The 22,117-nt window shown below is 66.3% G+C and carries 23 protein-coding genes; 16 read left to right on the top strand and 7 right to left on the bottom strand.

From position 1 onward, the window contains the following. The first annotated feature begins 330 nt into the window (after positions 1 to 330). Positions 331 to 564: a hypothetical protein gene (locus K5H97_RS12145; protein WP_028689390.1), complete on the top strand. Its 234-nt coding sequence runs from the start codon at positions 331 to 333 to the stop codon at positions 562 to 564. A 34-nt stretch (positions 565 to 598) separates the two neighbouring features. On the opposite strand, the gene K5H97_RS12140 is transcribed toward K5H97_RS12145, so the two are convergent. Together K5H97_RS12140 and K5H97_RS12135 are read right to left on the bottom strand one after the other, a co-directional pair. After that, positions 599 to 1,351, bottom strand: a complete 753-nt coding sequence (locus K5H97_RS12140) for an anti-sigma factor family protein (RefSeq protein ID WP_028689389.1) — start codon at positions 1,349 to 1,351, stop codon at positions 599 to 601. Further along, the gene (locus tag K5H97_RS12135; RefSeq protein WP_028689388.1) at positions 1,348 to 1,866 is read right to left on the bottom strand and encodes a sigma-70 family RNA polymerase sigma factor; all 519 of its coding nucleotides are present in this window, start codon (positions 1,864 to 1,866) and stop codon (positions 1,348 to 1,350) included. The genes K5H97_RS12140 and K5H97_RS12135 overlap by 4 nt, the downstream gene beginning before the upstream one ends. A 133-nt stretch (positions 1,867 to 1,999) precedes the next feature. Here K5H97_RS12135 and K5H97_RS12130 point away from each other — a divergent pair, with 133 nt between their 5' ends. The 4 genes from K5H97_RS12130 to K5H97_RS12115 all read left to right on the top strand — a co-directional run bounded on the left by K5H97_RS12130 (position 2,000) and on the right by K5H97_RS12115 (position 5,485). After that, positions 2,000 to 3,046, top strand: coding sequence for a catalase family peroxidase (locus K5H97_RS12130; RefSeq protein WP_028689387.1), 1,047 nt, complete (start codon positions 2,000 to 2,002; stop codon positions 3,044 to 3,046). Next, positions 3,043 to 3,576: a cytochrome b gene (locus K5H97_RS12125; RefSeq protein WP_028689386.1), complete on the top strand. Its 534-nt coding sequence runs from the start codon at positions 3,043 to 3,045 to the stop codon at positions 3,574 to 3,576. The genes K5H97_RS12130 and K5H97_RS12125 overlap by 4 nt, the downstream gene beginning before the upstream one ends. Positions 3,577 to 3,654: 78 nt before the next feature. Then, positions 3,655 to 4,860, top strand: coding sequence for an MFS transporter (locus K5H97_RS12120; RefSeq protein ID WP_028689385.1), 1,206 nt, complete (start codon positions 3,655 to 3,657; stop codon positions 4,858 to 4,860). 79 nt (positions 4,861 to 4,939) lie between these two features. After that, the gene (locus K5H97_RS12115) at positions 4,940 to 5,485 is read left to right on the top strand and encodes a cupin domain-containing protein (RefSeq protein WP_028689384.1); all 546 of its coding nucleotides are present in this window, start codon (positions 4,940 to 4,942) and stop codon (positions 5,483 to 5,485) included. Between the two features lie 120 nt (positions 5,486 to 5,605). Here K5H97_RS12115 and K5H97_RS12110 read toward each other — a convergent pair whose 3' ends face one another. Beyond that, positions 5,606 to 6,205, bottom strand: a complete 600-nt coding sequence (locus K5H97_RS12110; protein ID WP_028689383.1) for a 2-hydroxychromene-2-carboxylate isomerase — start codon at positions 6,203 to 6,205, stop codon at positions 5,606 to 5,608. A 27-nt stretch (positions 6,206 to 6,232) separates the two neighbouring features. Further along, on the bottom strand, positions 6,233 to 6,964 hold the full coding sequence (locus tag K5H97_RS12105; RefSeq protein ID WP_028689382.1) for an SDR family oxidoreductase: 732 nt from the start codon (positions 6,962 to 6,964) through the stop codon (positions 6,233 to 6,235). Between the two features lie 89 nt (positions 6,965 to 7,053). On the opposite strand from K5H97_RS12105, the gene K5H97_RS12100 reads away from it, so the two are divergent. The 5 genes from K5H97_RS12100 to K5H97_RS12080 all read left to right on the top strand — a co-directional run bounded on the left by K5H97_RS12100 (position 7,054) and on the right by K5H97_RS12080 (position 14,216). Further along, positions 7,054 to 7,617: a TetR/AcrR family transcriptional regulator gene (locus tag K5H97_RS12100; RefSeq protein WP_028689381.1), complete on the top strand. Its 564-nt coding sequence runs from the start codon at positions 7,054 to 7,056 to the stop codon at positions 7,615 to 7,617. Beyond that, positions 7,604 to 8,197, top strand: a complete 594-nt coding sequence (locus K5H97_RS12095) for an eCIS core domain-containing protein (RefSeq protein ID WP_028689380.1) — start codon at positions 7,604 to 7,606, stop codon at positions 8,195 to 8,197. Before K5H97_RS12100 ends, K5H97_RS12095 begins: the two co-directional genes overlap by 14 nt. Positions 8,198 to 8,370: 173 nt before the next feature. After that, positions 8,371 to 9,612, top strand: coding sequence for a multidrug efflux RND transporter periplasmic adaptor subunit MexE (gene mexE / locus K5H97_RS12090; RefSeq protein ID WP_028689379.1), 1,242 nt, complete (start codon positions 8,371 to 8,373; stop codon positions 9,610 to 9,612). A 12-nt stretch (positions 9,613 to 9,624) separates the two neighbouring features. Next, complete coding sequence (locus tag K5H97_RS12085) at positions 9,625 to 12,804, top strand: efflux RND transporter permease subunit (protein ID WP_028689378.1); 3,180 nt, start codon at positions 9,625 to 9,627, stop codon at positions 12,802 to 12,804. Further along, positions 12,801 to 14,216, top strand: a complete 1,416-nt coding sequence (locus K5H97_RS12080) for an efflux transporter outer membrane subunit (protein WP_028689377.1) — start codon at positions 12,801 to 12,803, stop codon at positions 14,214 to 14,216. The genes K5H97_RS12085 and K5H97_RS12080 overlap by 4 nt, the downstream gene beginning before the upstream one ends. An 80-nt stretch (positions 14,217 to 14,296) precedes the next feature. On the opposite strand, the gene K5H97_RS12075 is transcribed toward K5H97_RS12080, so the two are convergent. Then, complete coding sequence (locus K5H97_RS12075; protein ID WP_028689376.1) at positions 14,297 to 14,563, bottom strand: Pathogenicity locus; 267 nt, start codon at positions 14,561 to 14,563, stop codon at positions 14,297 to 14,299. An 88-nt stretch (positions 14,564 to 14,651) separates the two neighbouring features. Between K5H97_RS12075 and K5H97_RS12070 the strand changes: the two genes are divergently transcribed. Next, positions 14,652 to 15,269, top strand: a complete 618-nt coding sequence (locus tag K5H97_RS12070) for a LysE family transporter (RefSeq protein WP_028689375.1) — start codon at positions 14,652 to 14,654, stop codon at positions 15,267 to 15,269. 3 nt (positions 15,270 to 15,272) lie between these two features. On the opposite strand, the gene K5H97_RS12065 is transcribed toward K5H97_RS12070, so the two are convergent. Further along, positions 15,273 to 15,668, bottom strand: a complete 396-nt coding sequence (locus tag K5H97_RS12065; protein ID WP_028689374.1) for a hypothetical protein — start codon at positions 15,666 to 15,668, stop codon at positions 15,273 to 15,275. A gap of 57 nt (positions 15,669 to 15,725) precedes the next feature. Next, complete coding sequence (locus tag K5H97_RS12060; protein ID WP_028689373.1) at positions 15,726 to 16,427, bottom strand: NUDIX hydrolase; 702 nt, start codon at positions 16,425 to 16,427, stop codon at positions 15,726 to 15,728. A gap of 143 nt (positions 16,428 to 16,570) precedes the next feature. Here K5H97_RS12060 and K5H97_RS12055 point away from each other — a divergent pair, with 143 nt between their 5' ends. The 5 genes from K5H97_RS12055 to K5H97_RS12035 all read left to right on the top strand — a co-directional run bounded on the left by K5H97_RS12055 (position 16,571) and on the right by K5H97_RS12035 (position 22,113). After that, complete coding sequence (locus K5H97_RS12055) at positions 16,571 to 17,221, top strand: nicotinamidase (RefSeq protein ID WP_028689372.1); 651 nt, start codon at positions 16,571 to 16,573, stop codon at positions 17,219 to 17,221. Further along, the gene (gene pncB, locus K5H97_RS12050; protein WP_028689371.1) at positions 17,218 to 18,417 is read left to right on the top strand and encodes a nicotinate phosphoribosyltransferase; all 1,200 of its coding nucleotides are present in this window, start codon (positions 17,218 to 17,220) and stop codon (positions 18,415 to 18,417) included. Before K5H97_RS12055 ends, pncB begins: the two co-directional genes overlap by 4 nt. Before the next feature lie 154 nt (positions 18,418 to 18,571). After that, a complete protein-coding gene (ppnN, locus tag K5H97_RS12045) occupies positions 18,572 to 19,945 on the top strand; it encodes a nucleotide 5'-monophosphate nucleosidase PpnN (protein WP_028689370.1) in 1,374 nt (457 codons plus the stop codon). Positions 19,946 to 20,161: 216 nt separating this feature from the next. Next, positions 20,162 to 20,812: a TIGR04211 family SH3 domain-containing protein gene (locus K5H97_RS12040; protein WP_028689369.1), complete on the top strand. Its 651-nt coding sequence runs from the start codon at positions 20,162 to 20,164 to the stop codon at positions 20,810 to 20,812. Positions 20,813 to 20,892: 80 nt separating this feature from the next. Then, positions 20,893 to 22,113, top strand: coding sequence for a M20/M25/M40 family metallo-hydrolase (locus tag K5H97_RS12035; RefSeq protein ID WP_028689368.1), 1,221 nt, complete (start codon positions 20,893 to 20,895; stop codon positions 22,111 to 22,113). Positions 22,114 to 22,117: the final 4 nt, after the last annotated feature.

The following is a 22,117-nucleotide window of genomic DNA, read 5'->3' as shown; positions in this document are numbered from 1 at the left end:
TTTGCGCGTTGCTGTAAGTCCAGCAGCCGGGTTTGGTAGCCCGCGATCAATCAAGGCGCACAAGCGCCCGCTCTACGATTCAGTCGGCGCTTTTTTGTGTCCGCTGTTTCGTTCAATGGCGGCTGTGCGCAGGGCGCCCCCGTGCGCGCCGGTTTCCTTGATTCCCGGTCTACCAACCTGCGTTCAGCCGTCACCATTCGTTTGGTAGCGAACTGTGGCGGCTCCATTGAATCAAGGAGCGACACAATGACAAAAGGCTTACCTGATCCTCCGTTCCGCGCCACCACGGCGCACTCCAGCTTCGGCAACTGCGAATGCAGCCACCCTTCCCTGTTCGCCGTGCGCGAAGGCGTGGACTTCGAAGACGCACTGGTGCACCTGTCCACCCTGCTCAAGGGCGCGTTCGCCACCAACCTCAAGGCCATGGAACTGGCGACCGGCACCTGCCACGACCTGCTGCTGGGCAACGATCACGGGCTGGATGCGGCCAAGGCGGTGGTCGAGGCATTGCTCGACGGCGTGGAAATGCAGCAAGTGGAAAAGGCCCGCCTGCGCACGGTCTGAAACCGTGCAGGTCGATGCGCCGGCCTCGACCTGCCTACAGGCTGATACCCAGCGTCCGGCGCAACGACTCGCCGCGAGCGTCATCCGCCGCGCTGACCAGGGCAAAGTTGTAGTCGCCATGGGACCAGTAGCGGGCCTGCAACTGGCCGTCGGTGCGCTGGCCGCTGGGCATGCGCTCGAAATGCTCGCCGGGCGAACGCAGGAACAGGCTGATGCGCTGCCCCTGACGGTCCTGGAACACCAGCAGCGCCGCTGGCCCCGCCTCGTTGCTCAGCAGGCGCGCGCCGACCGGCTGCAGGCCATAACCGGACAGGTCCGGCAGCTGGCCGACACGGTTGAAATGACGCCCCAGCCATTCCTGCAGCCGCTTCGGATCGCTGGCCTGGATATCCAGCGCGGCCGCGTCGGCGAACAGCCGGTGGGCCTCTACCGCGTCGGCCATGGGCAGCATGCCGGCGAACAGCGTCGCCTCACGCGCCTGCCAGCCGCCCAGGCCGCCCAGGCTTACCGCCAGCAACAGCGCCGCCGCCTGTGCCAGGCGCCATTGCCGGCGCTGGCGCAGGCGGCGACGCAAGGGCGCCAGGTCCAGCGCCGGGTCGCTGGGCTGCTCGCCGAAGCCCGCCAGGGCCGCCCGCAGGCGTCGGGCATCGCCGCGCCATGCCTCGATTCGCGCCGCCTCCTGTGGATTGGCCGCCAGCCACGCCTCGACCTCGACCCGGCGCGCCGGCTCCAGGCGCTCGTCGACATAGGCGTGCAACTCGTGCTCGGTGGGGATCAGGCGTGTCATTTGAGTCTCCGCAAGGCCGGGGGCGTGGGGTTGCCCTCGGTCAGTTCACGCAAGGCGGCGCGGGCGCGCGACAGGCGCGACATCACCGTGCCGATGGGAATGCCGAGGGTGTCGGCCGCCTCCTTGTAGCTCAGGCCCTCGACGCTGACCAGCAACAACAGGGCCCGCTGCTCCGCCGACAGCCGGGCGAAGGCGCGCAAGTCGGCTTGGGCCAGGACAATGCTCTCGATCTCGCCACCGGCCGGCTCCTCGGCCTGGCCCCGACCGAACCAGGTAAGCCAACGGGCATGCAGGCGCTCACGGCGCTTGCCGTCGAGAAACAGCCGGTAAAGGATGGTGAACAGCCAGGGGCGCAGGCTGTCGGCATCGCGCTGCTGGCCACGGCGGCTCAGGGCACGCTCGACCGTGGCCTGGACCAGATCGTCGGCGCCGCCGGGCTCGCGGGTCAGCCACAGGGCGAAGCGGCGCAGGCGTTGCAGCAGCTCGCGCCATTGTTGGTCGTCCAGATCGTGCATGGTCGGGTTCCAGGCCCCAATGGGCAGTCAGTGTAATGGGCAGACGGCCCAGCACGAAATCTATTCCCTCGGCGGGAATAAATCGTTCGCCCTTACGTCATACCGGCTCATTCCAACTGACCGGAGCGTCCCCATGACCCCTCCCCTGCACGGCCCCGCCAAGGCCCTGCGCCTGGCCGCCATCGGCGCCACCCTCGCCGCCCTGGGTGCGGGCTTCGCCTATGCCGCCGGCTGGATCGGCTCGCCAGGGCTGACCCCGCAGCGCATCATCGACACCTTCGAGGCCCAGGCAGGTCATTATCCCGGTTACCGGAAGAACCATGCCAAGGGCCTGTGCGTCAGCGGTTATTTCCAGGCCAGCGGCCAGGCCGCGGCGCTGTCCAGCGCCCGCGTCTTCAGCCAGGCCCAGGTGCCAGTGATTGGCCGATTCGCCATCGGCGGCGCCAACCCGTTCGCCCCGGACACCGCCATACCCGTACGCAGCCTGGCCATCCAGTTGAGCAGCGATGACGGACAGGTCTGGCGCACCGGCATGAACAACCCGCCGGTGCTGGCGGTGAGCACGCCCGAGGCGTTCTACCAGCAGGTACTGGCCGGGGCCCCCGACCCGGCCACCGGCAAGCCGGACCCGGCCAGACTGCAGGCGTTCTTCGCCAGCCACCCGGAAAGCGCGGCGTTTCGCCAGTGGGCGGCCAGCTACAAGCCCAGCGACAGCTTCGCCAGCACCGCCTACAACAGCATCAACGCCTTTCGCCTGATCGATGCCCACGGCAACGCCCAGCCGGTGCGCTGGGCCCTGGAGCCGCAGACCGCGTTCACCGCCCTGCCCGCCCAGGTCGATGACAAGCAGTTCCTCCAGCACGACCTGCAGCAGCGCCTGGCGCAAGGCCCGTTGCGCTGGACCCTGCGCCTGACCCTGGCCGAGCCCGGCGACCCGGTGGACGACCCCGCCCGGCCCTGGCCCGCCGAACGCCGCAGCATCGACGCCGGCACCCTGGTGCTGGAACGGGTCGACGGCCCCGAGCAAGGCGCCTGCCGCGACCTGAACTTCGACCCGCTGATCCTGCCGCACGGCATCGAACCGTCCGCCGACCCGATCCTCGCCGCCCGCTCGGCCGCCTATTCGGTGTCGTTCAACCGCCGCAGCCACGAAGCGCTGAGCGAAGGAGCCCGCCCATGACCACCACCGCCTTCCACCCCCTGGCCCGCCTGCTGCACTGGCTGATGGCCGCGCTGATCCTGGCCATGCTGTTCATCGGCGTGAACATGGTCGGCGACCTGTCGCCACGGCATCCGCTGCTGGTCGAGCTGCACAAGGCCACCGGCCTGGCCCTGCTGGTGCTGGTGATCCTGCGCATCGCCCTGCGCCTGGGCCTGCCGCACCCGGCCTTGCCCCGCGACCTGCCCCGCCTGCAGCGGCTGGTCGCCGGCGCCTCGCACCTGTTGCTGTACGGCCTGATGCTGGCCATGCCGCTGCTCGGCTGGGCCATGCTCTCGGCCGGCGGCTATCCACGGCCCCTGCAACTGCCCGCCATCGCGCCCCACGACCTGCAGCTGTACGCCGTGCTGCGCCAGGCCCACGGCTGGGCGGGCTACCTGCTGTTCGCCACCGTGCTGCTGCACTTGGGCGCGGCCTTGGTGCATGCCCTGGTGCGCCGCGACGGCGTCTTGCGTAGCATGTGGCCAGGCCCGTTGCGCCGCAGTGAATGAGCATTGCCAGGGTCGACACATGTAAATAATTATTACTAACATTGGCGCTCATTTCGTCGAACTGCCCCGGACTGCCCCATGAACGTTGCAAAGGACCCTGCCGCATTGACCCCCGCCAACACCTTGGACCTGCGTCCTCTGATGCTGGTGAACATGGCCTGCACCATGGCGATGATGGCCTTCGTCGCCCTGATCGGCCCCATCGCCCGACTGCTGGGCATGGCCACCTGGCAGGCCGGCGCGGCGGTGACCGTGGCCGGCGTGGTCTGGGTGCTGCTGGCCCGGCCCTGGGGGCGCCTGGCCGACCGCTATGGCCGACGCCGCGTGCTGCTGCTGGGCAGTGGCGGTTTCACCTTGGCCTACTGGGTGCTGTGCCTGTTCATCGACGGCGCGTTGCGCTGGCTGCCGGGCGCGAGCGTGGCGTTCTTCGGGTTGATGCTGGCCCGCGGCTTGATCGGCGCCTTCTATGCCGCGCTGCCGGTAGGTGGCAACGCCCTGATCGCCGACCATGTCGAACCCCAGCGTCGGGCCCGGGCCATGGCTTCGCTGGGGGCGGCCAATGCCGTCGGCCTGGTGGTCGGGCCGGCACTGGCCGCGCTGCTGTCGCGCTACAGCCTGAGCCTGCCGTTCTATGCCATGTCGCTGCTGCCGGCCACGGCGTTCGTGGTGCTGCTGTTCAAGCTCAAGCCCCAGCCATTGGCGCAAAGCCATGCGCCCAATCCGGTGCGCCTGTCCGACCCACGCCTGCGCCGCCCGCTGTTGGTGGCCTTCAGCGCCATGCTGAGCATCACCGTGTCGCAGATCGCCGTCGGTTTCTTCGCCCTCGACCGCCTGCGCCTGGAGGCCGGCGACGCCGCCCAGGCCGCGGGCATCGCCCTGACCTGCGTGGGCGTGGCGCTGATGCTGGCACAGGTGTTCCTGCGCAGGCTCGAGTGGCCGCCAGCGAAAATGATCCGTATCGGCGCCAGCATCTCCGGGCTGGGCTTTGCCGCCGCAGCGCTGGCCACCCAAGCGCCCTGGCTGTGGGGCGCGTTCTTCGTCGCCGCGTTCGGCATGGGCTTTGTATTCCCGGCATTTTCCGCCCTGGCGGCCAACGCCATGCAGGCCGGCGAACAAGGCGCCACTGCGGGCTCGATCGGCGCCGCCCAGGGCATGGGCGCGGTGATCGGGCCACTGGCGGGCACCCTGGTCTATGCCCTCGACCCGCGCCTGCCGTTCCTCGCCGTGGGTGCCCTGCTGTTGCTGGTGGGGCTGTGGCCGTTGGCGACCGACCAGCGTCACTGAGACGCACAGCGCGCAAGCCTGCAGAGTGTGTTTTAATGCCTCGCCCATTATTTTTGACACCTCTGCAAACAAGGCGGCTATGGACACGGGGACACGACTCAAACTGGTGCGTGAACGCAACAACCTCTCCCAACGGGAACTGGCCCGCCGCAGCGGCCTGACCAACTCGACGATCTCGCAGATCGAGCAGAACCGGGTCAGCCCTTCGGTCAGTTCCCTCAAGAAACTGCTCGAAGGGATCCCCATGTCCCTGGCGGAATTCTTCAGTTTCGACGAGCCGGTGCGCGAGGAGCGCTACGTGTTCCGTGGCGCAGAGCAGCCCGACCTGGGCCGCAACGGCCTGCGCATGCTGCTGGTCGGTGCCAGCGTCGAAGGCCGGCAGATGCGCATGCTGCGCGAACTGTACGCGCCGGGTGCCGATTCCGGCGAGCCGATCGTCCACGCCGAAGGCGAGGAATGCGGCCTGGTCACCCGGGGCACCATGGAGCTGTGGGTCGATGGCCAGGTCAGCGTGCTCCACGCCGGCGACGGCTACTACATCCCCACCACCCTGCCCCACAGCTTCAAGAACATCGGCCCCGACGAGGCCGAGATCATCAGCGCCAATACCCCGGCGAACTTCTGATCCGGCAAAAGGGTTTCAGCGCCTGCGCGATCGAGCGCTGCAACCCTGACGACGTACAGGCCATGAAGCAATAGCACCCAAGGTTTTTGGAATCGCAGTCTGCAAGAACCTTGTTGTCCCTCATGCCCGCCTGACCAAAGCCTGCTCGACGAAATCCAGCCGGTCCTGGCCGAAGAACATCTGCCCATCGACGAAGAACGTCGGCGCGCCGAACACGCCACGCTCGACCGCCTCCTCGGTAGCTTTACGCAAGGCGTCCTTGACCTCGGGCCGGGCGGCCAGTTCATGCAACATCCCGGCATCGAAGCCACCCGCGGCCAATGTTTCACCCAGCACCGCCGGGTCTGCCAGATTGCGCCCGTGCACGAACAGCCCTTCGAACAGCACCTTCAACAGCGCCTCGAACCGCGCTTGGGTAAACATCTGGACGCCAATCAGCCCGCGCATCAGGTTCAGGGTGTTGACCGGAAACCCGGGCGGCAAGGTCAGGGGCACCCCATAGCGATCGGCATAACGCTTGAGGTCGATGCGCATGTAGCGCCCCTTGGCTGGCACCATGACCGGCGAGGCGTTGCCGGTGGCCTGGAACACCCCGCCCAACAGGATCGGTTTGTACACCAACTGCGCCCCGTGGCGCGCGCACAGGGCGGGTAGCTGGGTCGAGGCCAGGTAAGTGGCCGGACTGCCCAGGTCCAGGAAGAACTCGACGGTCTTGCTCATGATTCGTTCCTTGTATGAGGATGGGACTTACCAGCGCTCCATCCACGGGCGCAGGTCAAGTTCGAAGGTCCAGGCGTCCCGTGGCTGGGCGTGCAGGAACCAGTAACTGTCGGCAATGTGTACAGGGTCCAGGATGCCGTCCTGGTCCTTGAGCGCATAGCGTTCGGGGAAACTGTCGCGGATGAACGCGGTGTCGATGGCCCCGTCGACCACCACATGAGCCACATGGATGTTTCGCGGCCCAAGCTCGCGCGCCATGCTCTGGGCCAGGGCGCGCAAACCATGCTTGGCCCCGGCGAAGGCGGCAAAACCGGCCGCGCCACGGGTACCAGCGGTGGCACCGGTAAAGAGGAGGGTGCCGCGCTCGCGGGTCACCATGCGCCGGGCGACTGCCTGGGCGGTGAGAAAACCAGCGAAGCAGGCCATTTCCCAGATTTTGAAGTACTTGCGCGGGGTTTCCTCGAGGATGCCGCACGGGACATTGGCGCCGATGTTGAAGACAAATGCTTCGATCGGGCCGATATCGCGCTCGATGGTCTCGACCAGCTCTACCACCTCCTCTTCCTTGCGCGCATCCGACCCGAAACCATGAGCCTGACCGCCTGCGGCGCGGATCTCATCGACCAGCGGCTGCAGCTTGTCCACCTGACGCCGGGTGACACAGGCGACATACCCCTCACGGGCGAAACGCTTGGCGATTTCGCCACCGGTGGCGTCGCCCGCGCCGATCACCAGCACGACCTTTTGTTGTTCTGCCATGGACCGCCCCATTGATGAATGATCGTTTAGTAAACGAACGCTATGCTACGATCAGCTGAACGTCAAGCCCGCGCCAAGAGGTTCCGCGCATGCGCTACAGCACCGACCACAAGCAACAAACCCGCGAGAAGCTGCTGGCCAGCAGCGGCGCCCTGGCCAAACGCGGTGGGTTCGCCGCCACCGGCGTGGCCGGATTGATGAAGGCCATCGGCCTGACCGGCGGCGCCTTCTACAACCATTTCCCGTCCAAGGACGACCTGTTCAGCGAGATCGTCCGCCGCGAGCTGGCCAACAGCCCGTTGGCGCGCCTGGTCGAGCGCGGCGCCGACCGCCCCCGGCTCAGGCGCCTGCTCGAGCAGTACCTGAGCCTGGCCCACCTGCACAATGCCGAGGGCGGCTGTCCGCTGCCGCCGCTGGGGGTGGAGATCGCCCGCGCCGAGCGACCGGTGCGCGAACAGGCCGAGCACTGGTTGGTGGAGCTGCACCAGGCGTGGAGCGAGACCCTCGACAACTCCGAGCTGGCCTGGGCCCTGCTCAGCCAGTGCGTCGGCGCGCTGGTGGTGGGCCGCATGCTGGCCAGCGAGCCGGTGCAGGCGCAGGTGCTGGACGCCAGCCTCCAGTTGGTCGGACGGGTCTTCGATGAAGTTCGCTAGTACGCTGCTCGGACTGATGTTGACCCTGCCCGTCTTCGCCCAGGAAAGTTGCCCGACCGGGCAATACCAAGTGTGCCTGGTGGTGTGTTTCTGCGCGCCCGTCGACCCCAACCAGAGTGGCCAGGTGCTGCAGGATGTCGAGCGCATGGCCACCAGCAGCCTGGTGTTCGCCCTGCGCCAGGCCCGCGACGAGGCGACCGCCAGCGGCAGCCAGCCGATCCCCTTGCATATCCGCGCCCAGCTCGAACCCTGGTACGACTTCGCCGTGCTCGACGCGGCGCGGTACCGGGTGGGCGATGAACAGCAGATCAGCGCCGCCAATGCGTTGCTGCAGAACCCGGACGTCAACGCGGTGACCCTGATCGACACCATCATCTTCCGCCGCAGCGCCGATGCCGAGGACAACGTGGCGCTGTGGGCCCATGAACTCAAGCATGTGCAGCAGTACCAGGAACTGGGGGTGGAGGAATTCGCCAGGCGCTATACCCGGGATTACCAGGCGCTGGAGGGGCCGGCCTACGAGATCGAGGCGCAGGTGGCCAAGGCGTTGCGCGAAAAGGCATCCGGCGGGCCACGCTGACTGCCGAATTACACCATCCCTCTGTGGGAGCTGCCTTGAAATCATGCGTCCGGATCGATGACGGCACCCGACATATCATTGCGCGTGATAATGACCTTCGCTCCGTTTGATTCGTGCGCCACGCGCAAGACACTCACACTCCGCCCACTACTAATACATTGGCGGAGTTCTCCATGGATCACTCACTCAAACCCTTGCGCTTTCCCCTCGCTGCCCTGGCAGTGGTGGTGCTCAGCGCTTGCGGTCGCACCCCCGACGCCGTGCAGGCTCCCGCCGCGCCCAAGGTCAGCGTAGCCAAGGTAATCGAACAGCCGATCAACGAATGGGACGAGTTCACCGGCCGCCTGGAAGCGCCGGAAACCGTCGAAGTGCGCCCACGGGTGTCCGGCCAGATCGACCAGGTGGCCTTCACCGAAGGCGCCCAGGTGAAGAAAGGCGACCTGCTGTTCCAGATCGACCCGCGCCCGTTCCAGGCAGAAGTCCGCCGTCTCGAAGCCCAGCTGCAACAAGCCAAGGCCACCGCCATCCGCAGCGCCAACGAAGCCCGCCGCGGCGAACGCCTGCGCGACAGCAACGCCATCTCTGCCGAACTGGCTGAGTCGCGCAGCAGCGCCGCCGCCGAGGCCCGTGCCGGAGTCGACGCGATCCAGGCCCAGCTCGACCTGGCCCGCCTGAACCTGAGCTTCACCCGTGTCACCGCGCCGATCAGTGGCCGGGTCAGCCGTGCCCAGTTCACCGCCGGCAATATCGTCACTGCCGATGTCACCCCGCTGACCAGCGTGGTCTCCACCGACAAGGTCTACGCCTATTTCGACGCTGACGAGCGCGTGTACCTCAAGTACAGCCAGCTCGCCCGCGACGGCCAGCGCGGCCAGAGCACCCCGGTGTACCTGGGCCTGACCAACGAGACCGGCAATCCGCACCTGGGCCAGATGAACTTCGTCGACAACCAGGTCAACCCGCGCACCGGCACCATTCGTGGCCGTGCCGTTTTCGACAACCGTGACGGCCAGTTCACCCCCGGCCTGTACGCGCGCCTGAAGCTGGTCGGCAGCGCCCAGTACGACGCCGTGCTGATCAACGACGAAGCGGTCGGCACCGACCTTGGCAAGAAGTTCGTGCTGGTCATGGACAAGGACAACAAGGCCGCCTATCGCGCCGTGGAACTGGGGCCCAAGCTCGAAGGCCTGCGCATTGTGCGCAGCGGCCTGGGCAAGGACGACCGCATCGTGGTCAAGGGCCTGCAGCGCGTGCGCCCGGGCTCGCCGGTCACCCCGGAGGAAACGCCGATGGCCAGCGAACAGACCCTTGCCGCCCTCGCCCAGCAACGCCAGGCCCTGGAGGCCAGCAACCCGGCGCCGAAGGTTGCCGGCGCCAATGTCAAAGTCGCCAGCGCCCAAGCGCCGCGCGGTTAAGGGACAACACCGATGAACTTTTCGAAATTCTTCATTACCCGGCCGATCTTCGCCGCGGTGCTGTCGCTGGTGCTGCTGATCGCAGGTTCCATCTCGCTGTTCCAGCTGCCGATCAGCGAATACCCCGAAGTGGTGCCGCCCACCGTGGTGGTGCGCGCCAACTTCCCCGGCGCCAACCCCAAGGTGATCGGCGAGACCGTCGCAGCGCCCTTGGAGCAGGCCATCACCGGTGTCGAGAACATGCTGTACATGTCCTCGCAGTCCACCGCCGACGGCAAGCTGACCCTGACCATCACCTTCGCCCTGGGCACCGACCTGGACAACGCCCAGGTGCAGGTGCAGAACCGCGTGACCCGTACCCAGCCCAAGCTGCCGGAAGAGGTGACGCGCATCGGCATCACCGTCGACAAGGCCTCGCCCGACCTGACCATGGTCGTGCACCTGACCTCGCCGGACAACCGCTACGACATGCTCTACCTGTCCAACTACGCCATCCTCAACATCAAGGATGAGCTGGCGCGCCTCGGTGGCGTCGGTGACGTGCAGCTGTTCGGCATGGGCGACTACTCGCTGCGGGTGTGGCTCGACCCGAACAAGACCGCTTCGCGCAACCTGACCGCCAGCGACGTGGTGGCCGCCATTCGCGAGCAGAACCGCCAGGTCGCCGCCGGCCAGCTGGGCGCCCCGCCCGCCCCGGGTTCGACCAGCTTCCAGCTGTCGATTAACACCCAGGGCCGCCTGGTCAACGAGGAAGAGTTCGAGAACATCATCATCCGTGCCGGCGCCAACGGCGAGATCACCCGCCTGAAGGACATCGCTCGGGTCGAGCTCGGCTCCAGCCAGTACGCCCTGCGTTCGCTGCTGAACAACCAGCCGGCGGTGGCCATCCCGATCTTCCAGCGCCCGGGCTCCAACGCCATCGAGATCTCCGACGAAGTGCGGGCGAAAATGGCCGAGCTGAAGAAAGATTTCCCGGAAGGCATGGACTACAGCATCGTCTATGACCCGACCGTGTTCGTCCGTGGCTCCATCGAAGCGGTGGTGCACACCCTGTTCGAAGCGCTGATCCTGGTCGTGCTGGTGGTGATCCTGTTCCTGCAAACCTGGCGCGCCTCGATCATCCCGCTGATGGCCGTGCCGGTTTCGCTGATCGGCACCTTCGCGGTGATGCACCTGTTCGGCTTCTCGCTCAACGCGCTATCGCTGTTCGGCCTGGTGCTGGCCATCGGTATCGTGGTGGACGACGCCATCGTCGTGGTGGAGAACGTCGAGCGAAACATCGGGCTTGGCCTGAAACCGCTGGAAGCCACGCAGAAGGCCATGAGCGAAGTGACCGGCCCGATCATCGCCACCGCCCTGGTGCTGTGCGCCGTGTTCGTGCCCGCCGCGTTCATCTCGGGGCTTACCGGGCAGTTCTACAAGCAGTTCGCCCTGACCATCGCCATCTCCACCGTGATCTCGGCGTTCAACTCGCTGACCCTGTCGCCGGCCCTGGCCGCCGTGCTGCTGAAGGACCACCATGCGCCCAAGGACCGTTTCTCGCGGTTCCTGGAAAAGCTGCTGGGCAGCTGGCTGTTCGCTCCGTTCAACCGCTTCTTCGACCGCGCCAGCCATGGCTATGTCGGCGGCGTGCGCCGGGTCATCCGCTCCAGCGGCATCGCCCTGTTCGTCTATGCCGGGCTCATGGGCCTGACCTACCTGGGCTTCTCGTCCACCCCGACCGGCTTCGTCCCGGCCCAGGACAAGCAGTACCTGGTGGCCTTCGCCCAGTTGCCTGACGCCGCCAGCCTCGACCGTACCGAGGCTGTGATCAAGAAGATGAGCGAGATCGCCCTCAAGCAACCGGGCGTGGCCGATTCGGTGGCCTTCCCTGGCCTGTCGATCAACGGCTTCACCAACAGCCCGAACAGCGGCATCGTGTTCACCCCGCTCAAGCCGTTCGACGAGCGCAAGGACCCGAGTCAGTCGGCGGCGGCCATCGCGGCAGCCCTGAACGCCCAGTTCGCCGATATCCAGGACGCCTACATCGCAATCTTCCCGCCTCCGCCGGTTCAAGGCCTGGGCACCATCGGCGGCTTCCGCCTGCAGATCGAGGACCGCGGCAACCTGGGCTACGAAGCGCTGTACAAAGAGACCCAGAACATCATCGCCAAGAGCCACAACGTGCCGGAACTGGCGGGCCTGTTCACCAGCTACCAGGTCAACGTGCCGCAGGTCGATGCCGCCATCGACCGGGAAAAGGCCAAGACCCACGGCGTGGCGATCAATGACATCTTCGACACCCTGCAGGTCTACCTGGGCTCGCTGTACACCAACGACTTCAACCGCTTTGGCCGCACCTACCAGGTCAACGTCCAGGCCGAGCAGCAGTTCCGCCTCGACGCCGAGCAGATCGGCCAGCTGAAGGTGCGCAACAACCTGGGCGAGATGATCCCGCTGGCGACCTTCCTCAAGGTCAGCGACACCTCCGGGCCTGACCGGGTCATGCACTACAACGGCTTCATCACCGCCGAGATCAACGGTGCCGCGGCCCCCGGCTACAGCTCCGGCCAGGCCGAGGCGGCGATCGAGAAGCTGCTCAAGGAAGAACTGCCCAACGGCATGACCTTCGAATGGACCGACCTGACCTACCAGCAGATCCTCTCGGGCAACACCGCGCTGTTCGTGTTCCCGCTCTGCGTGCTGCTGGCCTTCCTGGTGCTGGCCGCCCAGTACGAAAGCTGGAGCCTGCCGCTGGCGGTGATCCTGATCGTGCCGATGACCCTGCTGTCGGCCATTACCGGGGTGATCATCTCCGGTGGCGACAACAACATCTTCACCCAGATCGGCTTGATCGTGCTGGTGGGCCTGGCGTGCAAGAACGCGATCCTGATCGTCGAGTTCGCCAAGGATGAACAGGCCAAGGGCCTCGACCCGCTGGCCGCGGTACTGGAAGCCTGCCGTCTGCGCCTGCGGCCGATCCTGATGACCTCGATCGCCTTCATCATGGGCGTGGTGCCGCTGGTGTTCAGCTCCGGCGCCGGCTCGGAAATGCGTCACGCCATGGGTGTGGCGGTGTTCTCGGGGATGATCGGGGTGACCGTGTTCGGCCTGTTCCTGACCCCAGTGTTCTTCTTCCTGATCCGCCGTTTCGTCGAGCGTCGCCAGGCCCGCAAGGCCGAGCACGCCGTCGCGCTGGAGACCCACGCATGAAGTTGCTCAAACACCTGACCCCGAGCCTGCTGGCACTGGCCCTGGCGGCCTGCGCCGTGGGCCCGGACTACAAGACGCCGGACACCGCGCCGGCCAAGCTGGACAGCGGTCTGGAGGCCAAGGCCTTCGACCGCAGCCGCTTCGAAAGCGTGTGGTGGAAGCAGTTCGACGACCCGGTGCTCAACCAACTGGTGCAGGCGTCGCTGGACGGCAACCGCGACCTGCGCGTGGCCTTTGCCCGCCTGAAAGCGGCGCGGTCGATTCGCGAGGACGTGTCCAATGACCAGATCCCCGTGGTCACCAGCCGCGCCAGCAGCGATCTGGGCAAGGGCCAGGTGCCCGGCCAAACTGAACGCCGGGTCAACAGCGAGCGTTATGACCTGGGCCTGGACATGGCCTGGGAGCTCGACCTGTTTGGCCGCATCCAGCGCCAGATCGAGGCCAGCGAAGCCCAGGAAGCCGCCGCCGAAGCCGACCTGCAACAACTGCAGGTCAGCCTGATCGCCGAGCTGGTCGACGCTTACGGCCAGTTGCGCGGCGCCCAGCTGCGCGAGCAGATCGCCGTGGCCAACCTCAAGACCCAGCAGCAGTCGCGGGACATCACCGTGACCCTGCGCGACACCGGGGTCGGCAATGAACTCGATGTGGTCCGCGCCGACGCCCGCCTGGCGGGTGTCGAAGCCACCGTGCCGCAGCTGCAGGCCGCACAGGTGCGGGCGAAGAACCGCATCGCCACCCTGCTCGGCCAGCGTCCGGACGCCCTGAGCGTCGATCTTGCGCCCAAGTCCCTGCCGGCCATCGCCAAGGCCTTGCCGGTGGGCGACCCCGGCGAGCTGCTGCGTCGCCGCCCGGACATCCGCAGCGCCGAACGCCAGCTGGCTGCGGCCACGGCCAACGTCGGCGTGGCCACCGCCGACCTGTTCCCGCGGGTCAGCCTCAGCGGCTTCCTCGGTTTCACCGCCGCGCGCGGCTCGCAGATCGGCTCCTCAGCGGCCAACGCCTGGGCGCTGGGCCCGAGCATCACCTGGGCGGCCTTCGACCTGGGCAGCGTGCGCGCCCGCCTGCGCGGGGCCAAGGCCGATGCCGAGGGCGCCCTGGCCAACTACGAACAGCAGGTGCTGCTGGCCCTGGAGGAATCCTCCAACGCCTTCAGCGACTATGGCAAGCGCCAACAGCGCCTGCTGGCGCTGATGCGCCAGAGCGACGCCAGCCGCAAGGCGGCGGAACTGGCTTCGGTGCGCTATCGCGAAGGCACGGTGGACTACCTGGTGCTGCTCGACGCCGAACGCGAGCGCCTGAGCGCCGAAGACGCCCAGGCCCAGGGCGAGGTCGAGCTGTACAGCGGCATCGTCGCGATCTACAAGGCGCTGGGCGGCGGCTGGCAACCCGACGTGGTGGCCAGCTCGCGCTGACCGCCCCCTGATGTGAAGACTCCTTTGGTTGGTTCCTCCCCCAACCGTTTGCCCCGAAGGCCTTGGTCTTCGGGGCTTTTTTATGTGCCATTGGCGGGACAGGTGCCCTGCAGGACATGCTCCCTGGCCCGGGCAATCGCTGCCTGTATTGCCCCTCGCGCCTGGGGGCTGTTCTTCCAGCAACTGCTGCCCAGCAGACCGGCCGCCTCGCTGACGATCTGCAGGGCGTCGGCCCCGGCCAGTCGCGCCAGCGAGTCATAACCCAACTGCTCGAGCCGCTGCACCACGGTCGGCCCCACGCCCTTGACCGCCAGCAACACTGCCCGCTCATGCGCATTGAACGCCATCTCCACCTCCCTGTGCCGTCGTGGCTTTGCAAGTGTTGCGAATAATGGCATATATCCTGATCAGCCCGCCCTCCCCAGGAGACTACCCATGCTCGGCGTGACCGACTACGGCGCTTTCGTGATCGCGTTCCTTATCCTCCTGGCGATCCCCGGGCCCGGCAACTTCGCCCTGATCACCGCCACCGGCAAGGGCGGCATCAAGGGCGGCCTGGCCGCTACTTTCGGAGTGATCCTCGGCGACCAGGTGCTGATGTGGCTGGCGGTGGCGGGCGTCGCCACCCTGCTGGCCGCCTATCCGGCCGCCTTCCATGTGGTGCAGTGGGCCGGCGCCGCCTACCTGGCCTGGCTCGGCCTGCGCATGGTGCTGAGCAAGCCCGGCGGCGCGCCGCGCGACAGCGGCATGGCCAGCGGCCGCTACCTGCGCCAGACCATGATGATCACTCTGCTCAACCCCAAGGCGATCATGTTCTACATGGCGTTCTTCCCGCTGTTCATCGACCCGGTGCGCCACCAGGGCGTGGTGACCTTCGCTTTCATGGCGCTGACCGTGGCTGGCCTGACCCTGCTCTACGGCCTGGTGGCGGTGCTGCTCACCCACCGCTTGGCCGAGCGCATGCGCGCCAGCCCGCGCATCACTAACCTGCTCGAACGCCTGGCCGGCGCCTGCCTGGTAGGCTTCGGCATCAAGCTGGCGGCAATGCGTTGATGTTCAGGCATCACGCAGCAGGTCATGGGCGTCGAGCAGGCGGAAGGCCACCTGCGGATTTCGCTCCAGTCCCCGGCGGATAGCGGCGGGGATCGACTGGCGGGTCTTGCGGCACAGGCCCGGCTGCGCCGCAAGCTCGATGACGATGCCGCGCATGGTGCGCACTTCGTTGAAGCCTGGGGCGATATGCACGCGGATGCCCAGCTGTTCGTAGAGGCGTGACTGCAGGCGCTGCAGGTCCTCCAGATCCTTGAGGTTTTCCAGGCGTTCGACCAGGCGCTTCTCCTCCTCGCGGGTGAGCAGCAGGATGCGTCGCTCGGGGCCGTCGGCCAGGCGTTCGCGGCCGCAGTCGCAGGCGCCCGGTGGACAAGGATGGCGTAAAGGAGGCAGGTTGGTCATGGGGGCAAGGATAGTCGCTACTCGACAACTGCAGGAAGAGGCCGCGATCGGTCCTGACTATCCTCCCGCCAGCAGACTCCGGTCGAACATGAACGCCCCGCTCCCCTGCGGGGTATGCCGGTACAGTTGCTGTGGACGCCCCAGCCTGGGCTGGTTCTTTTCTCCGGTGTCCTGCACCCAGCCTTCGCGCTTCATGCGCTCCAGACGTTTGCGCATCGAGGTGTTGTTGACCGGCTGCCCCAGGCACGCCTGCGCGGCGGCCAGCGCATCCAGCACGGTGAACCGCTCGGGTGCCAGGTACAACGGCAGGTTGGTGTACACGGCCTTGGCCACCAGCCGTTCATGGGCACGCTCGACCAGCAGGCGATGATCGAACGGCAACGGCGGTTCGTTGTCCAGGACGCGTTGCAGATCGAAAAAGGCAATCTGCGGGTCCTCGACCACAACCGCAGGATCGAGCAACGCCAGGTAGTAAGTGCTCAAGGTCCAGCCCCGAGGGTCGCGGGAAGCATTGCCCTCGGTGCCGACCTGCTCCAGGTGGCGCGGGCGCACCTTGGCCTTTTCCGAGAGCGCCCGGCAGGCGGCGGCATCCAGGTTGTTGTCCGCGGAACTGCCATTGACGATGACACCCGGCAAGGCCCACTGCCCCTTGTAGGGCTCGCGTTCGCGCGGGGACAGCAACACCTCCAGGCGCTGGCTGTGGGGTGACAGGCGCAGGGTGACGATATCGACACTGGCCAGGACTTCAGCTGTGCTCACGGAACGGATCCTTAATCAACATACGCCTATATTCCATCAGAGCGATTAAATAGAGCAACCCTGAACCCCTGGATAAAATGACCTTGACACACTTAATTCACCAGGTGGAATATATAGCCATTCCAGCCGAGGAGTTTCCTCCAATGAAAATCGCCAGTTTCGATGTCGACGCGCAGAACGGCTTCACCGCCAACGCCCCCCAGGAGCTGCCGGTGCCCGGCGGCCACCTGATCGCCCCTGCGCTCAACGCCATGGCCCAACGCGCCTCGCTGCGCCTGGGCAGCAAGGACGCGCACCCGGCCAACGCCGCCTGGGTGGTCGCCGAGCCGGGCCAGATGCTGCAAGCATTGCCCCTGGCCAATGCCGACCTGACCTGGGTCAGCCACTGCGTCCCCGGTACGCCGGGCTTCGAGCTGCTGCCCGGCCTGCCCGCTCCCATCGACTACGACTACTTTGTCTGGAAAGGCGTCGAGCCTGACCTGCACCCCTATGGGGCGTGCTACCACGACCTGGCCGAGCGCCGCTCTACCGGCGTCATCGAGTTCCTCAAGGTGCAACAGGTGCAGGCGATCATCGTCGGTGGCCTGGCACTGGACTACTGCGTGCGCACCACCGCCCTGCAGCTGCGCCGCGCCGGCTTCGAGGTGCTGCTGTACCTGCCGGCCTGCCGCGCCCTGAGCACCGAGGGCGCACAGGCGGCCTGCGATGAAATGGCCAGCACCGGCATCCATCTGTGTGCCGACGAACAGGCCCTCGATACCCGGCTCGACTTACTCAAGGAGGACCACCCATGAGCGACAGCGTCTTCGGCCCACGGATCATCCAGAACCTGCTGGACACCGACTTCTACAAGATCACCATGATGCAGGCGGTGCTGCACAACTACCCCAACGCCGAAGTGGAATGGGAGTTCCGCTGCCGCAATGACGAGGATTTGGCGCCCTACCTCGCCGAGATCCGCTACCAGGTCGAGCAGTTGGCCGATGTCTCGGTCACCCACGACCAATTGGCCTACCTGGAAAAGATCCCGTTCATCAAGCCGGACTTCATCCGCTTCCTCAGCCTGTTCCGCTTCAACCTGCGCTATGTGCAGGTCGGCCTGGACAATGCCGGGCAACTGGCGATCCGCGTGCGCGGCCCGTGGCTGCACGTGATCCTGTTCGAGATCCCGCTGCTGGCGATCATCAGTGAGGTACGCAACCGCTACCGCTATCGCGAGGTGCTGATCGAACAGGTCGGCGAACGCCTGTACCAGAAGCTCGACTGGCTCAAGGCAGAAGCCAGCGACGACGAACTGGCCGGTCTGCAACTGGCCGACTTCGGTACCCGCCGGCGATTCTCCTATCGGGTACAGGAAGAGGTGGTGCATATCCTAAAACGCGACTTCCCTGGGCGTTTCGTCGGCACCAGCAACGTGCACCTGGCCCGCGAATACCAGATCAAGCCCATCGGCACCATGGCCCACGAATGGTTCATGGCCCACCAGCAGCTCGGCCCGCGCCTGGTCGACAGCCAGGCCGCCGCGCTGGAATGCTGGGTACGTGAGTACCGTGGCCAGCTGGGCATCGCCCTGACCGACTGCATCGGCATGGATGCATTCATGAAGGACTTCGACCTGTACTTCGCCAAGCTCTTCGACGGCCTACGGCATGACTCGGGCGAGCCGCTGGCCTGGGCCGAGAAAGCCATCGCCCACTACCAGCGACTGGGCATCGATCCACGTGGCAAGACGCTGATCTTCTCCGACGGCCTGGACTTCGAGAAGATGCTGATGCTCTATCGCGCCCTGCACGGGCGGATCAACGTCAGCTTCGGTATCGGTACCAACCTGACCTGCGACATCCCCGGGGTCAGGCCGATGAACATGGTGATCAAGATGACCGCCTGCAACGGCGCGCCGGTGGCGAAGATCTCCGACAGTCCGGGCAAGACCCAGTGCCGGGACGAGAATTTCGTGGCGTACCTGCGGCATGTGTTCAACGTCCAATAACCCCGGGGCTGCTACGCAGCCCTTTGGCCGGCAAGTCGGCTCCCACAGGGTAGGCACTGCGTCCAAGGTTTTTCACCAAGGCCCTCGTTGCCACGCACATTTGCTTGTATGGTGTTGTCCAAGAAGGATGTTTTACCCGCACAGGAAAGACCAGATGCCCCAACGCAATGTCATCAACGCCTCCGTCAGCCCCAAGGGCAGCCTGGAGACGCTGTCGCAACGTGAAGTCCAGCAACTGAGCGAAGTCGGTACCGGCAGCCTCTACACCCTGTTCCGCCAGTGCGCCCTGGCCATCCTCAACACCGGCGCCCATGTCGACAACGCCAAGACCATCCTCGAGGCCTACAAAGATTTCGAGGTACGCATCCACCAGCAGGACCGCGGCGTGCGCCTGGAACTGCTCAACGCCCCGGCCGACGCCTTCGTCGACGGCGAAATGATCGCCAGCACCCGCGAGATGCTGTTCAGCGCCCTGCGCGACATCGTCTACACCGAGAGCGAGCTGGCCAGCCAGCGCATCGACCTCGAGAGCTCCCAGGGCCTCACCGACTACGTCTTCCACCTGCTGCGCAACGCCCGCACCCTGCGCCCGGGCGTCGAGCCGAAGATGGTGGTGTGCTGGGGCGGTCACTCGATCAGCAGCGAGGAATACCAGTACACCAAGAAGGTCGGCCACGAGCTGGGCCTGCGCAAGCTGGATGTCTGCACCGGCTGCGGCCCGGGCGTGATGAAAGGCCCGATGAAGGGCGCCACCATCGCCCACGCCAAGCAGCGCATGCACGGCAGCCGCTACCTGGGCCTGACCGAGCCGGGCATCATCGCCGCCGAGGCGCCCAACCCGATCGTCAACGAACTGGTGATCCTGCCGGATATCGAGAAGCGCCTGGAAGCCTTCGTCCGCGTTGGCCACGGCATCATCATCTTCCCCGGCGGCGCCGGCACCGCCGAGGAGTTCCTGTACCTGCTCGGCATCCTCATGCACCCGGAAAACCAGGACCTGCCGTTCCCGGTCGTGCTCACCGGGCCGCGCAGCGCAGAAGCCTTCCTGCTGCAACTGCACGCCTTCGTCGGGGCCACCCTCGGCGAGGCCGCCCAGCGTCATTACCAGATCATCATCGACGATCCGGCCGAAGTCGCCCGGCAGATGGTCGAGGGGCTCAAGGCGGTCAAGCAGTTCCGCCGCGAGCGTAACGACGCCTTCCACTTCAACTGGCTGCTGAAAATCGACGAAGGCTTCCAGCACCCGTTCGACCCGACCCACGAGAACATGGCCAACCTGGCCCTGCGCCGCAACCTGCCGCCCCACGAACTGGCGGCCAACCTGCGCCGGGCGTTCTCCGGGATCGTCGCCGGCAACGTCAAGGACAAGGGCATTCGCCTGATCGAGGAGCACGGGCCGTACCAGATCCGTGGCGACGCGGCGATCCTCGACCCGCTCGGGCGCCTGCTGCAGGCGTTCGTCGACCAGCACCGCATGAAGCTGCCCGGCGGGGCGGCGTATGTGCCGTGCTATGAGGTGGTAGCCTGAGACCTCGGGGGGCCGCCTTGCGGCCCCTTTGCTGGCAGGCCGGCGCTCACAGGGGCAAGTTACACACCACTTCCCGCAACATCCTGCAGACATTTCCCAAGCCAGGCAGTGAACCTGCCTACAAAAAAACGGTCTTTCGCTGACGGTCAATCCACCCGACCGGATCGCCGGCCCAGTCATCGGGCCTTCATTCGTCCTGTTTCAGCGAAGACCAGCATGCCAGACATCCAGCCCGTTCCTCCTGCCCTCACCGTCCTGCGCGGCGGCCTGATCGCCGCCCTGATCGCCCTTGCCGCCCCAGCCCACGCCGAAGAGCCGGCCAGCGATGCGCGCTGGGTCAGCGACAGCCTGAGCACCTATGTCCGCAGCGGCCCCACCGACGGCCACCGCATCGTCGGCACGCTCAAGTCGGGGCAGAAGGTCACCCTGGTCACCAGCCAGGGCAACTACAGCCAGGTACGCGGGCAGAGCGGCGACCTGGTGTGGATCCTCACCAGCGACTTGCAGGCGGTGCCCGGCCAAAGCGAGCGCCTGCCGCAGCTCGACGCCCAGGTGGCCGAACTGTCCGGCCAGCTCAAGACCATCGACGACAGCTGGAAGAACCGCGTGCAGGGCATGCAGGAGACCCTCGACTCGCGCAAGGCGCTGATCGACGAGCTGGAAAGCCGCAACAAGGCACTCAACGAACAGCTCGAGCAGAGCCAGTCGACCCTGCGCGACACCCAGGCACGCCTGGGTGACGAGAACAAGCAGGTGATGATGCGCTACATGGTCTACGGTGGCAGCATCGCCGGGGCCGGCCTGCTGGCCGGGCTGATCCTGCCGGCGCTGACCCGTGGCCGCAAACGTAACGACCGCTGGTTCTGAGCAATGGGGCACGGTCTGGCCTTGGGATGATCGCGTAGCAGGGTCTACGCTAAAGGGTTCACACAACGAGATCCCTGCCCATGCCCTTGCGACTCTGCTCTTTGGCCCTTGCCTTGGCCTGCGCCACCGCCCAGGCCGCCGACCCGACGCCCCAGGCCCTGTTCAGCCAGGCCCAGGCCGAACAGCCTCACTACCTGGAAACCCTCAAGACCCTGGTGGCCGTGGACACCGGCACCGGTACCGAGCCCGGCCTGAAGCAGGTCGGCAACGAACTGGTGAAACGACTGGAGGCTCTCGGCGCCAAGGTCACGACGCAGCCGGCCACGCCTTCGGTGGGCGACAACATCGTCGGAACGCTCAAGGGCAGTGGCGACAAGGACTTCCTGCTGATGGTCCACTACGACACGGTGTTCGGCCCCGGAACCGTGGCCAAGCGCCCGTTTCGGATCGACGGCGACCGCGCTTACGGCCCCGGCGTGGCCGATGCCAAGGGCGGCGTGGCGATGATCCTGCATGCGCTGAAACTGCTGCAGGACCAGCAGTACAAGGGATACCGCACCCTCACCGTGCTGTTCAACCCGGACGAGGAAATGGGCTCGACCGGCTCGCGGCAGCTGATTGCCGAACTGGCGCGCAAGCATGACTTCGTCTTCTCCTACGAGCCGCCCGACAAGGACGCGGTCACCGTCGCCACCAACGGCATCAATCGCCTCAAGCTCGAGGTCAAGGGCCGCGCCTCCCACGCAGGCTCCGCCCCGGAGGCCGGGCGCAACGCGCTGCTGGAGCTGGCGCACCAGTTGCTGCAATTGAACAACCTCGGCGACAAGAGCAAGGGCACCACCGTCAACTGGACCCTGGCCAAGGCCGGGGAAAAAGCCAACATCATTCCCGCCCAGGCCAGCGCCGAGGCCGACATGCGCTACTCCGACCTGAGCGAGACCGAGCGGGTGCAGGAGGATGCCCTGCGGATCATCAAGAAACAGCTGGTGGCCGATACCCAGGTCGAGCTGGTCATGGAAAAAGGCCGTCCGCCGCTGGCCAGGAACGACGCCTCCACGGAACTTGCGCAAACGGCGCGGCAGCTCTACAGCAAGATCGACCGGCAGTTGCAGCCGATCGCCATGCGCTTCGGCACCGACGCCGGCTACGCCTACGTGCCCGACAACGACAAGCCGGCGGTGCTGGAGACCCTCGGCGTGGTCGGCGCCGGCTTGCATGGCGACGACGAATACATGGAGATCGCCAGCGTGGCGCCACGCTTGTACCTGACGGTGGCGATGATCCGGCACCTGGCGCAGTAAGTCT

This window comes from Pseudomonas mosselii (assembly GCF_019823065.1).
Lineage (GTDB): Bacteria > Pseudomonadota > Gammaproteobacteria > Pseudomonadales > Pseudomonadaceae > Aquipseudomonas > Aquipseudomonas mosselii.
Note: the sequence above shows the minus strand (reverse complement) of the source record. Positions and strands in the feature narration are given on the sequence as shown.